The 12,578-nt window shown below is 73.0% G+C and carries 10 protein-coding genes; 5 read left to right on the top strand and 5 right to left on the bottom strand.

The window, feature by feature from the left end; genetic code table 11:
- Positions 1 to 428: 428 nt before the first annotated feature.
- Positions 429 to 1,196 (top strand): class I SAM-dependent methyltransferase, encoded by a 768-nt coding sequence (locus PUR61_RS05465; RefSeq protein ID WP_329876182.1) that lies wholly within the window; start codon positions 429 to 431, stop codon positions 1,194 to 1,196.
- A gap of 221 nt (positions 1,197 to 1,417) precedes the next feature.
- Positions 1,418 to 3,322, top strand: a complete 1,905-nt coding sequence (locus PUR61_RS05460; protein ID WP_329876180.1) for an ATP-binding SpoIIE family protein phosphatase — start codon at positions 1,418 to 1,420, stop codon at positions 3,320 to 3,322.
- 100 nt (positions 3,323 to 3,422) lie between these two features.
- Here the strand turns inward: PUR61_RS05460 and PUR61_RS05455 are convergent, their stop codons facing one another.
- Entirely contained in the window at positions 3,423 to 5,672 is a 2,250-nt protein-coding gene (locus PUR61_RS05455) for an MMPL family transporter (protein ID WP_329876178.1), read from the bottom strand.
- Between the two features lie 157 nt (positions 5,673 to 5,829).
- Here PUR61_RS05455 and PUR61_RS05450 point away from each other — a divergent pair, with 157 nt between their 5' ends.
- The gene (locus PUR61_RS05450) at positions 5,830 to 6,456 is read left to right on the top strand and encodes a TetR/AcrR family transcriptional regulator (protein WP_329876176.1); all 627 of its coding nucleotides are present in this window, start codon (positions 5,830 to 5,832) and stop codon (positions 6,454 to 6,456) included.
- 38 nt (positions 6,457 to 6,494) lie between these two features.
- Here PUR61_RS05450 and PUR61_RS05445 read toward each other — a convergent pair whose 3' ends face one another.
- Complete coding sequence (locus tag PUR61_RS05445; RefSeq protein ID WP_329876174.1) at positions 6,495 to 7,445, bottom strand: LysR substrate-binding domain-containing protein; 951 nt, start codon at positions 7,443 to 7,445, stop codon at positions 6,495 to 6,497.
- 192 nt (positions 7,446 to 7,637) lie between these two features.
- On the opposite strand from PUR61_RS05445, the gene PUR61_RS05440 reads away from it, so the two are divergent.
- Both PUR61_RS05440 and PUR61_RS05435 read left to right on the top strand, forming a co-directional pair.
- Complete coding sequence (locus tag PUR61_RS05440) at positions 7,638 to 8,189, top strand: peroxiredoxin (protein ID WP_030397082.1); 552 nt, start codon at positions 7,638 to 7,640, stop codon at positions 8,187 to 8,189.
- A 3-nt stretch (positions 8,190 to 8,192) separates the two neighbouring features.
- On the top strand, positions 8,193 to 8,735 hold the full coding sequence (locus tag PUR61_RS05435; RefSeq protein ID WP_329876167.1) for an alkyl hydroperoxide reductase: 543 nt from the start codon (positions 8,193 to 8,195) through the stop codon (positions 8,733 to 8,735).
- A gap of 87 nt (positions 8,736 to 8,822) precedes the next feature.
- On the opposite strand, the gene PUR61_RS05430 is transcribed toward PUR61_RS05435, so the two are convergent.
- The 3 genes from PUR61_RS05430 to PUR61_RS05420 form a co-directional block, all read right to left on the bottom strand.
- On the bottom strand, positions 8,823 to 10,223 hold the full coding sequence (locus tag PUR61_RS05430) for an AI-2E family transporter (RefSeq protein WP_329876165.1): 1,401 nt from the start codon (positions 10,221 to 10,223) through the stop codon (positions 8,823 to 8,825).
- 526 nt (positions 10,224 to 10,749) lie between these two features.
- Positions 10,750 to 11,505 (bottom strand): transglycosylase SLT domain-containing protein, encoded by a 756-nt coding sequence (locus PUR61_RS05425; protein WP_329876163.1) that lies wholly within the window; start codon positions 11,503 to 11,505, stop codon positions 10,750 to 10,752.
- A 446-nt stretch (positions 11,506 to 11,951) separates the two neighbouring features.
- Positions 11,952 to 12,578 (bottom strand): PhoH family protein (locus PUR61_RS05420; RefSeq protein WP_329876161.1); only part of this gene is annotated, 627 nt, incomplete at its 5' end.

The following is a 12,578-nucleotide window of genomic DNA, read 5'->3' as shown; positions in this document are numbered from 1 at the left end:
CAGGTCGGCGCGGTCGTACGGCCGAACTGCCCGGCGCGCGGGGTCGCACCGCACCACCCCGGCCCGCAACCCCGCGCTCCTGGGGCGGGGGGCAGCTCCGGCCAACCACCACGAGTTGGCCGAAAACGGACCCCATGGCGGAGTGATCACGCATATTCTCGGATGCCAGTACACACACGAGTGCACTTCTCCGGTGGAGCATCCGGAAAAGGCAGCGCGGCGACGCTCCCACGGTGCAGAGTGTCCCTGTGCAAAGAGTCTGTGCAAAGTGTCAGAGGGCAGTCAACGTGACAGTGTGACGCGGGGAGCGTGACGTACCGCCACCGGCAGCAGGCCGGCGGGGCAGCGCGGGCGCCGGGAGGACGGCAGCCCGGCCTCGCGCCTCGTCCAGCCGACCGGAGGCCCGGGTGGAAAGGTGCCTCTCAATCGTGACGACCGGACAGATATCCGATCCGTTCCCCGTCGACGGGGACGCGGACGGCGACGGCGGACCCGACGTCCTGCGCCGTCGTGCCGAACGCGCCCTGCAGGCTGTCGCCTTCGACACCATCGGCTCCGGCTACGGCGAGGCGTTCCCCGCGAAGGACGGCCAGCTGGCCTGCGGCGCCCGCCTGCTGGCCCGGCTCGAACCGGGTGCCGCCGTCCTGGACGTCGGCTGCGGCAGCGGCGAACCGACCGTCCGGCAGCTGGGCGCGGCCGGCATGCGGGTCACCGGAACGGACCTGTCGGACGTCATGCTGGCCCTGGCCCGGGAGTCGCGCTTCCCGGGGCCGCACCCGCCGGTCTTCCACCGCATCGACATGTACGACCTGGCGACCGACCGCGCCGACCGGGCCTGGAACGCACCGGAGCTCGGCCCCCGCGGGCAGGGCACGTTCGACGCCGTCACCGCCTTCTTCTCCCTGATCCTCCTCCCCCAGGACGAGATCCCCACCGTGCTGACCCGGCTGCGCACCCTGCTGCGTCCCGGCGGGGTCCTCGCGCTCGGTATGGTCGAGGCCGACCTGGACCACGTTCCGCTGCCGTTCCTCGGGCGCGAGCTACGGATCAGCGGATACCTGCGGGAGGATCTCGAACGGGTCCTGGTGGCGTCCGGCTTCGCCGTCGAGGAGCAGGTGGGGCACCCGTACGCACCCGCCAGCACCTCGCTGCCGCCGGAGGAGCAGTTGTTCCTCTGCTGTCGGCGGGTCGGCTGACACGCGGTCGGGGTCGGCAGGTCGGGACGGGCACGGTCGGGGCGGCGCAGGAGACGGGCGGGACGGGAGACGGGCGGGACGGGAACCGGCGGACCGGCGGACCGGCCGCGAACGACGAGGATGAACGAGGGCCGAGGACCTGCGGCCCGGAACCGGGACACCCCGGACGCGTCACACCACAGACAGACCAACAGACCGAACCGATCCCAGGACAGGCACCCGTGCGCGACCAGCTCAAATCCGAGGCCGGACAGCCGCCTGCCCTGCCCAGCCCGCGCCGGTCGCCGCCGGCCCAGCCGGATCCGGGGACCGGACCCGCGACGGAGGCGGGGACCGGGCCGGAGGCGGGACCCGGGACCGGGTCGGACGGCCACGACCGGGTCGCCGAGCGCCTGGCCTACCTCGACTCCGCGACCCGGCGGATCAACAGCGCGCTCGACCTGGCCGCGACCCTGCGCAACGTCTGCCGCGTCCTCGTGCCGACCCTCGCCGACGCCGCCGTCGTCCACCTGCGCGACCCGCTGCCCAACGTCGAGCGCGAACCCGGCTTCCCGGAGCAGCTGCGGATCCACCACAGCCACGGCACCCGGCTGGGCCGCCGCGGCCGCCCGGCCGGCGACGACCGCCGCGACTCCCGGTACGGCTCGCACTACGGCAGCCGGTACGGCGCCCGCTCCACCGCCGACACCGGGCCGGCCACCCCGGTCACCCGCGGCGGCGCGCTCGCCCACACCCTGCTCAGCCGCCGCCCGGCCGAGCCGGTCGTCCTCGGCGCGACCGACGACTCCGGCAGCGCCCGCACCACCGAGCTGCTGCGCGAGCTGTACGGCGCGCGCGGTCTCTCCCGGCTCGGCCCCGGGACGTCCGTCCTCGCCCTGCCGCTGCGCGGACGGAAGGCCGTGCTCGGCCTGCTGGTGCTCATCCGCCGGCCTCCCGAACGGACCGGCCGGCCCTCCTTCGACGCCGCCGACACCGCGACCGCCGCCCACCTCGCCACCCAGGCCGGGCTGGCCGTCGACACCGCGCTCCGGTACGCCCGCGAATGGGAGATAGCCAACGAGCTCCAGCGCAGCATGCTGCCGTTGCGCCTCCCCCAACCGCACGGCGTCCGGCTCGCCCAGCGCTACCTGCCCGGCGAGCGGGGCGCCCAGGTCGGCGGCGACTGGTACGACGCCGTGCCGCTGCCCGGCAACCGGGTGGCGCTGATCGTCGGCGACGTGATGGGCCACTCGCTCACCTCGGCCGCCATCATGGGCCAGCTCCGCACCAGCGCCCAGACCCTGGCCGCGCTCGACCTGCCGCCGCACGAGGTGCTGTACCACCTGGACGAACAGGCCCAACGGCTCGGCCGCGAACAGCACCTGGCCACCTGCGTCTACGCGGTGTACGACCCGATCGCCAACCGGGTGGTAATCGCCAACGCCGGCCACGTGCCGCCGGTGCTCGTCCAGCCGGACGGGACGGCCGAACTCCTCGACCTGGAGTCGGGTGCGCCGATCGGCGTCGGCGGTGTCGACTTCTCCTCCGTCGAACTCCCCGCGCCGCCCGGCTCGGCCCTGCTGCTGTTCACCGACGGCCTGGTGGAGACCCGCAGCCGGCCCCTCAGCGACGGACTGGAACTGCTCCGGGCCCGGCTCGCCAACGCCCACCGGCACACGCCCGAGAACCTCTGCCAGGAGGCGTTGCGCATCCTGCCGCCGGGCGACCGCGGGGACGACATCGCCCTGCTGGCCGCCTGCTTCGACGGCATCCCGGCCGGGGACGTCGCGCACTGGTACCTCCAGCCGCGCAACGAGACACCGGGGCGGGCCCGCCGACTGGTCGCGCACACCCTGCGCCGCTGGGGTCTGGAGAAGCTCACCGAGGCGACCGAGCTGATGGTCAGCGAGCTGGTCACCAACGCCGTCCAGCACGCGACCCGCCCGATCACGCTGAGCCTGGTCCGCACGTCCCGGCTGCGCTGCGAGGTCGGGGACGACAGCCCGCTGCTGCCCCGGCCGCGCCGGACCGGGCCGGAGGACGAGCGCGGCCGGGGACTGCAGATAGTGGCCCGGTGCGCGGAGCGCTGGGGTGCCACCCGCCTGGGCACCGGCAAGGTCGTCTGGTTCGAGCAGCGACTGCCGTAGCCCGGGGCCGTCCGGCCGCCGCGGCGACTCCCGGCCGGGTACGCCGGGAGCCGCGCGCGCACGGGCCGTTCGGACCCGTCGGGCCCGTGCACCGGGGCGATCAGACCCGCGCGGCCGGCCGGCCGGCGTCGTCGGCCGCACCGCCGGCCGCACCGCCGTTCTCGTCGCCGACGTCGCCGTTCGCACCGCCGTTCGCGGGCTTCTCCAGTCGGGCCAGCAGCTGCTCACCCTCCATGTCCACCCGCGGCACCACCTTCTCCAGGCTCTTCGGGAACCACCACGCGGCCTTGCCGAACAGCGCCATCGCGGCCGGCACCAGGGCCATCCGCACCACGAAGGCGTCCACCAGCACGCCCACGGCGAGCGCGAAGCCGATCGGCTGGACGATCGGGTCGTGGCCGAAGACGAAGGACCCGAAGACCGCGATCATGATCAGCGCGGCGGCGGTGACCACCCGGGCCCCGTTCTTCACCCCGGCCACCACGGCCTCCCGCGGGGCCATGCCGTGCACGTGGTGCTCCTTCATCCCGGAGACCAGGAACAGCTCGTAGTCCATCGCCAGCCCGAACAGCACGCCGATCAGCAGGATCGGCACGAAGCTCACCACCGGGCCGACCTTCGGCACGTCGATCACGCCGTCCAGCCAGCCCCACTGGTAGACGGCGACGACGGCGCCGAGCGAGGCGGTGATGGAGAGCAGGAAGCCGGCCACCGCCTTGAGCGGCACCAGGACGGAACGGAAGGCCAGCGCCAGCAGCACCATCGCGATGCCCGCGATCACGGCGACGAACGGCGGGAGCGCGTCGGTCAGCTTGGCGGAGACGTCGATGTTGGCGGCCGTGGTGCCGGTGACGTCGATCCGGGCCCCGGTCGCGGCCTTGAGGCCGTCCCGCTGGTCGCGGATCTCGGTGACCAGGTCCCGGGTGTCCGCGTGGTCCGGGCCGGTCTTCGGGATGACGGTGAGCAGGGTGGTGCCGCTCGGCTCGTCGACGGCCGGCGGCAGCAGGGTCCGGACGCCGTCCAGGCCGGAGAGCTTCTCGGCGACGCCCTGCACGGCGGCGTCCGGCCGGGCGGCGTCCCCGGTGTCCACGACGACCACCAGCGGCGCGTTGAAGCCGGGCCCGAAGCTTCGGTCGATCAGGTCGTAGGCCGTGCGGGCGTCGGTGCCCCTGGCCTGGGAGCCACCGCCCGGCAGGCCGAGGGTGAGGCTCGCGGCGGGCACCGCGAGGGCGACCAGCGCGGTCAGTCCGGTGAGCAGGACGACCAGCGGGCGGCGGACCACCAGTTCCGCCCAGCGCTCGCCGAGCGTGGTCCGGTCGGGGGCCCGGAGCGCGCGCCGCCAGACCGGCAGCCGGTCGATGGCACGCCCGGCGAAGCCGAGCAGCGCGGGCAGCAGGGTGATCGCGACCAGTACCGCGACCACCACGGCGCCGGAGGCGGCGAGGCCCATCACGGTGAGGAAGGGCACGCCGGCGACGGCCAGCCCGGCCAGCGCGACGACGACGGTCAGGCCGGCGAACACCACCGCGCTGCCGGCGGTCGCGTTGGCGCGGGCGGCGGCCTCGTCCGGCTCCAGCCCCTCGGCGAGATGGCGCCGGTGCCGGGAGACGATGAACAGGGCGTAGTCGATGCCGACCGCGAGGCCGACCATCAGGGCCAGCACCGGCGCGGTGGAGATGATCTCGAACGAGCCGGCCAGCGTCAGCAGCCCGGCGAGTGCGACCCCGACCCCGACCAGGGCGGTGACCAGCGGCAGCCCGGCCGCGACCAGCGAGCCCAGGGTCATCACCAGGACCAGTCCGGCCACCGCCAGACCGACCGCCTCGCCGCCCTCGACCTGTGCCATCCGGTTGTACGCGTCGCCGCCGAAGGCCACGGTCAGCCCGGCCGCGCGGGCCGGCTCGGCGGCCTCCCTGACCGCGTCGCGCTGCTGGTCGGTGATGTCGCCGAGCTCGCGGTCGAAGGAGACCAGGGCGAGCGCGACCCGGCCGTCCGGGGAGAGCGCACCGGTGGCGTACGGGTCGGGCGCGGCCGAGACGCCGGGGACGGCGGCGATCCGGCCGACCGCCTCGCCGACGGCCCTGGCGGTGTCCGGGGCCGCGACGCCGCCGGCGCCGTCGGTGGCGAAGGCCACCTGGGCGGAGCCGTGGCCCTGCTCGGGGAAGGCGTCGGTGATCCGGTCCAGGGTGGCCTGTGCCTCGGTCCCGGGGACCTTGAACTCGTCGCTGGTCTTGCCCGCGAACGCCCCCGCGGCGCCGCCGACGGCGATCAGCAGGGCCAGCCAGACGGCGAGGACGGTGCGCCTTCGGCGGAAGCAGAGTCGGCCCAGGCGGTACAGGTACGTGGCCATGCGGGCACCTTCGATCGGGTCGGTCGAGGCAGGCGACTGCCTGAACAGGTCTCGGACCACCGTACGCGCAAGTTTGTCGGGCGACAAAGTCACTCGACGCGAACCTGTGACGAATTCGCCTGATCAGGTTGTCTGAACATGGCGATACCCTGGCCCAATGGCACATGTCCCCGCCTCCGAAAGGCGCCCCCAACTGATCCAGGCCGCCATCGACCTGATGGCCCGGGAGGGGATCGCCGCCGGCAGCACCCGGGCGATCGCGGCCGAGCTGGGCGTGGCACAGGCGACGGTGCACTACACCTTCGGCACCAAGAAGGACCTCTACCGCTCCGTCGTCGAGGAGCTGACCGCGGAGTTCATCCACCAGGTCCGCGCCGCCTCCCCCGGCGACGGGTCGTTCGGCGAGCAGGTGCGGACCATGGTCTACGCACTCTGGGAGAGCGCCGTCGCCGAGGGCGGACGGTGCGCGCTGATCACCGAGTTCACGGCGCTGTCACTGCGCGACCCGGATCTCCAGGAGATCATGCGCGCGGTCCAGCACGAGATCGAGAGCACCGCCGCCGAGCTGCTCACCGCGCTCGCCGAGGCACACGGCCAGACCCTGGCCGTGCCCGCCGACGAGATCGCGGTCCTGTTCCTGGTCGGCTTCAACGGGCTGACCGACCGCTACATGGTGCTGCGCCGGGCCGGCGAGCGGCCGGACGCCGTGGCGCTGCACACCCTCGACCTGCTGATCGCCACCACGATCGGACTCTGCCTGGGAGCACCGGCCCGCCTGCCCTGACGGGCGCCCGACGGGCCGGCTCGCGATCCGCGGCCCCCTCAGAGCACCAGTCGGACCGGCAGCTCGGCCAGTACCTCGCGCAGCGAGACGGCGAACCGGTCGTACTCGGCGCTGCGGGCCGAGCCCGGCCGGGTGGCGAGCCCGATCCGCCGCCCCGGCGCCGGGGCGGCGAAGCGCACGGCGGCCAACCGGTCGGTGCGGCTCGTCTCGACGTCCAGCGCCGTGGCGGGCAGCAGGGTCACCCCGAGGCCGCCGGCGACCAGCTGGACCAGGGTGGAGAGGCCGGCCGCCCTGGTGGTGGCGCCGGCCGGGTCCGCGCCGACCTCGCGGCAGATGTCGAGGGCCTGGTCACGCAGGCAGTGCCCCTCCTCCAGCAGCAGGACGTCCAGGTCGAGCAGGACGTCGCGCGGCACGTCGACCCGGCCGGCCAGCTCGTGGTCGGCCGGGGCGACCAGGACGAAGTCCTCGTCGAACAGCGGGATGTCCCGGGTCGGCGCGGCCCCGCCGGCCGGCAGCGCCAGCAGCAGCACGTCCAGCCGCCCGGCGGCCAGGCCCTCCAGCAGCGACGACGTCCGTTCCTCGTGGACGTGCAGCTCCAGATCCGGGTAGCGGTCCCGGACCAGCCGCAGCACCGGCGGGAGCAGGTACGGCGCGACGGTCGGGATGACGCCCAGGTGCAGCGGCCCGGTGAACGGGCGGCGGGCGGCCTCCACCTCCTCGGTCAGCCCCTGCAGGGAGGCGAGCACCCGGCGCGAGTGTTCGAGCACGCGCTCCCCCAGCTGGGTGATAATCACCTTCCGCGTCGTACGCTCGATCAGCTGCGCGCCCAGCGACTCCTCCAACGCCGCGACCGCCGCGGACAGCGCCGGCTGGCTGGTCCCGGTGGCCGCCGCGGCCTCCCGGAAGTGCCGGTGCTCGGCCACCGCGACGAAGGCCCTGAGCTGGGCGACCGTCGGTGTGCGGGGGGCGCGGGATGTGGCACTCGCCACAGCGCCCTCGGGTTTGCGGGCGGGAGCCCTGCGCCCCGTGGGGCGGGAGGGGGGCTTGGGGGTATTGATAACTCTCTCCGATCAGACACATCGAGTGTAGCTATTTCCCTGATCAGTCCACGATGTGGAATGGTAGAGACCGTTCCGCAAAACGGACAAACCCCCCTCAGTCTCACTTCAGGAGAAGCGAACGTGCTCACGATCGGTGACAAGTTCCCCGAGTTCGAACTCAACGCCTGCGTCGACCTGGACGCCGCGAACGCCTTCGCCGAGATCAACCACAAGTCCTACGAGGGCAAGTGGAAGATCGTGTTCTTCTGGCCGATGGACTTCACCTTCGTCTGTCCGACCGAGATCGCCGCGTTCGGCAAGCTGAACGACGAGTTCGCCGACCGCGACGCCCAGATCCTCGGCGTCTCCGGCGACTCGGAGTTCGTCCACCACGCCTGGCGCAAGGACCACAAGGACCTCCGCGACCTGCCGTTCCCGATGCTGGCCGACGTCAAGCACGACCTCATGCGCGCCTGCGGCGTCGAGGCCGCGGACGGCACCGCCCAGCGCGCCGTCTTCATCGTGGACCCGAACAACGAGATCCAGTTCGTCATGGTGACCGCCGGCTCCGTCGGCCGTAACCCCAAGGAGGTCCTGCGGGTGCTGGACGCCCTGCAGACCGACGAGCTGTGCCCGTGCAACTGGACCAAGGGCGAGGACACCCTCGACGCCCAGGCCCTGCTGGCCGGCTGACCCATGGCCCTCGACGACCTGAAGTCCGCCCTCCCGGACTACGCCAAGGACCTGAAGCTCAACCTGGGCTCGGTCATCGGCAACTCCGACCTCCCCGCCCAGCAGCTCTGGGGCACCGTGCTCTCCTGCGCGATGGCCACCCGCAGCGCCGCCGTGCTGCGTGAGCTGGAGCCCGAGGCCAAGGCCAACCTCTCCCCGGAGGCGTACACCGCTGCCAAGGGCGCGGCCGCGATCATGGGGATGAACAACGTCTACTACCGGACGCTGCACCTGCTCTCCGACAAGGAGTACAGCAGCATGCGGGCCGGTCTGCGGATGAACATCATCGGCACCCCGGGCGTCGAGAAGGTCGACTTCGAGCTCTGGTGCTTCGCGGTCTCCGCGATCAACGGCTGCGGCCAGTGCCTCGACTCGCACGAGGGCGTCCTCCGCAAGGCCGGCGTCGACCGCGACGTCATCCAGGCCTCGATGAAGATCGCCGCCGTGCTCCAGGCCGTCGCCGGTGTCCTCGACGCCGAGGCCGCGCTCGCGACCGTCAACGCCTGACGACGCACCCGCACCACCCCCGAACGGGCCCCCGCGCCGGACACCACGTCCGCCCGGGGGCCCGTTCGCGTACCGGGAGGGCGGCGACTACGAGGCCGGTGGTGCCGGGGCTCGGGTCGCGGCCTCGCGGGCGGCCTCCAGGGCGGTGAAGACCGCCTGGCCCGCCTCGTTGCGGCGGCGAAGGTGGGTGACCACGGTGTTGGTGACCGCGATCAGCGGGACGGCGACGATCGCACCGCCGATGCCGCCGATGATGGAGCCGGCGGCCACCCCCAGCACCACGCCGAGCGGGTGGACGCGGACCGCCCGGCCGAGGATGAGCGGCTGGAGGATGTGTCCCTCCAGCTGCTGGACGGCGATCAGCACCACCAGCACCATCAGCGCGGTCCACGGCGTGGTGGTGACCAGGGCGATCAGCACCGCGACGGTCCCGGTGACCAGCGCACCCACCAGCGGGACGAAGGCGCCCAGGAAGATGATCACGGCGAGCGGCAGCGCCATCGGCACCCCGAGCAGCTGGATGCCGATGCCGATGCAGACCGCGTCGATGAAGGCCACGCAGACGGTGCCGCGCACGTAGGCGGTGAGCGTCGCCCAGGCCTTCGGCCCGGCCCCGGCCATCGCGTACCGGGAGTGCCGGGGCAGGCCCCGCAGCGCCCAGTTCCAGATCCGCTCGCCGTCGTAGAGGAAGAAGAAGGTGGTGAAGAAGGCCAGCAGCACGGCGGTCAGCACCTCGACGGCGATCTGCGCGCCGGTCAGGCTGGCCGAGGTGATCTGCTCGGTGTTGGTGCTGATCGCCTTGGTGATCTGGTTGGCGAAGTCGGTGATCTGCTGCTCGGTCAGGTGCAACGGCCCGGTGATCAGCCAGTCCCGGAGCTGGTCGACGCCCGCCTTGACCTTGCTGGTGACGGTCTCCAGGTTGGTGGTCACCTGCCAGACCACGAACCAGCCGACCAGGCCGATTCCGGCCAGGCCGCTCATGAACACCCCACCGGCGGCCAGCGAGCGCGGGACGCCGTGCCGGCGCAGCCAGGAGACGGTGGGCTCCAGCAACGCGGAGATCAGCAGCGAGGCGAGCACCGCGAAGGCGACCAGCCGCAGCATGTCGACGATGTAGAAGACGACGTACAGCGCGGCACCGAGCAGCAGCAGCCGCCAGGTGGACTCGGCGGCCACCCGCAGGCTCCACGGCACCGCCTCGGCGGGGGTGGCGGGCCGCCCGAAGTGTCCGTGGGACCCACCGGTCCCGCCGGACGCGGCCGGCGGGACCGCGGCGGCCGGTGCGGCGGCAGCGACAGGCGCCGCCTCCTCCCGGGGAGCCGGCAACGGTGCCGGGAGCTCCGCGGCGGCGGGCGCCGCCAGGAGCAGGGATTCGTGGAAGTCGGCCGCCATCGCGGCCCGTCGGCGCCGCTCGATCACGGCGGCCGCGCTCGCCACCACGGCCATGCCCTTGGCCACGGCCTTGAAAGCCTTTCCGCCCCGCGCCATGCTCGTTACCACTTCTCCCCGCCGGACCCGCCGTGTCCGGCGGGACGCCGTGGGTCCCGCCACGGCCGTCAGGGATGACGCTACCCGGCCGGGGCACGCCGAGTCCGCCGGGCGGGCGGGTTCTTCGTACCCACCGGCGGAGAACGGGCCACGGCCGGAGTGGGGATACCGGGGTGAAACCACGCAGTTCGGGTGGTTTCAGGCGTCGGGCAGCGGGGAGGAGTCGGTCGGGACCGGAGCCAACTGTCGGCGGACCGGCCGGTGCGGAGGGCTACCAGGACCCCTCTCCGCGCCCCGCGTCCGCACCCAGGACCGCACCGCCCGTGGGCGCACTGGTCAGCGCAGCCCGGGCGGCGCGGCCCGCTCGCGTCGGGGCCGGGCGCCGGGGCCGGATCGCCCCCGGGCAGGGCCCGGCGGTTCACGGTTCGCAGCGGTTCGCGGACGACACAGCACGGCCCCCGGTCGCGCTGTCCGCGCGGCCGGGGGCCGTGGTGAAGCCGGTGGACCCGGTACTCGGCCGGTGGGCCTAGTACCAGTGGTGCGACTGCCAGAACGACCAGGCGCCACAGGGGCTGCCGTAGCGGCTGTTCATGTAGCTGAGGCCCCACTTGATCTGCGTGGCCGGGTTGGTACGCCAGTCGGCGCCCGCCGAGGCCATCTTCGTCCCGGGCAGCGCCTGGACCAGGCCGTACGCGCCGGAGCTCTTGTTGGTGGCGGTGTAGTTCCAGCCGGACTCGCGCTTCACGATCTGGCTGAAGCACTGGAACTGGGCGTCGTTGCCGACGATCTGCTGGGCGAGCTCCTGGACGGAGCCGGGGCTGACCGAGACCGGCGGAGCCGCGTTGTCGGTGGCAGCCATCGCCGAGCGCGACTTGGAGCGGTTGGCGGCGGCCTCGTCGGCCTTCCGCTTCTCCTCGGCCGCCTTGGCGGCCTTCTCCGCGTCGGCCTTGGCCTGCGCCTCCTTGGCCTGCGCCTCGGCCTTGGCCTGGGCGTCGGCCGCGGCCTGCTGGCGCGCGGCCTCCTCGGCGGCCTTCTGCTCGGCGGCTGCCTTGGCGGCGGCGTCGGCGGCGGCCTGCTGGGCGGTTGCCTGCGTGCCGATGTTGTCGCTGATGGTCTGCGCCTGGGCGCCAGAGGGGACTTCGGCAAGCAGGGTCGCACCGGCGACATCGACCGTCTGCGTCGTCTTGCCCTCGCTGCCCGAGGCCATGCCCACGACGGCACCAACAGCGGTGACGGCGGTGGCGGAGGCGACAGCAACTCCCCGGACCGAGATCCGAGTCACATGGTTTCCTTCCAGCATCGCCCACGCGTGACCGTACGGGCGCAACATGCCCCTTGGCGCTGCCCTCCGGACGTGCTGGTCACGGGAGGTACTGACCCGGCGTCCGGCCGACGTGAGGCGACCGGGCGTTGAGATCGGGCGGCGTACGGCTCATCGGTGTTCAATTGTGCGCCCACCGACCGGAGTTGGTGGACCGTCCGGGCCGGACTTCCGGGTGCCCGGAAGCCATGCCATGCCGTACGCGGGGCCTGACAGAACCCTCACCATGCCGCAAGGGGCACTGTCGACGCAATTCCCTGTTGCGTGGCGGATGTCACATTCACCGTGCCGGAGTTCTCCGGACAGAAAGCACTCGATGTGATGAAAGGGACGAGGCCCGCTCCGTCAGGAGCGGGCCTCGCGCCGCGAATTGACCTTTTTGTCCCGCTATGACCGTATCACCCCGATCAGGGGTGGATGTCCTCCAGCATCTCGGTCACCAGGGCCGCGATCGGCGAACGCTCCGACCGGGTCAGCGTGATGTGGGCGAAGAGCGGATGGCCCTTCAGCTTCTCCACCACGGCGACGACGCCGTCGTGGCGGCCGACCCGGAGGTTGTCGCGTTGGGCGACGTCGTGGGTGAGGACCACCCGCGAGCCCTGGCCGATCCGGGAGAGCACGGTGAGCAGGACGTTGCGCTCCAGCGACTGCGCCTCGTCCACGATCACGAAGGCGTCGTGCAGGGAACGCCCCCGGATGTGGGTCAGCGGCAGGACCTCCAGCATCCCCCGGGAGATGATCTCCTCGATCACGTCCGGGGTGGTGACGGCCGAGAGCGTGTCGAAGACGGCCTGGGCCCAGGGGCTCATCTTCTCGCTCTCGCTGCCCGGCAGGTAGCCGAGCTCCTGGCCGCCGACCGCGTAGAGCGGCCGGAAGACCATCACCTTCCGGTGCTGCTGCCGCTCCAGGACCGCCTCCAGCCCGGCGCAGAGCGCCAGCGCGGACTTCCCCGTCCCGGCCCGGCCGCCCATCGAGACGATGCCGACCTCCGGGTCCAGCAGGAGGTCCAGCGCGACCCGCTGCTCGGCGCTGCG

This window comes from Streptomyces sp. BE20, from assembly GCF_036322525.1.
In the GTDB taxonomy this organism is placed as follows: Bacteria; Actinomycetota; Actinomycetes; order Streptomycetales; family Streptomycetaceae; genus Kitasatospora.
This window is presented reverse-complemented; position numbering and strand designations above follow the sequence as displayed.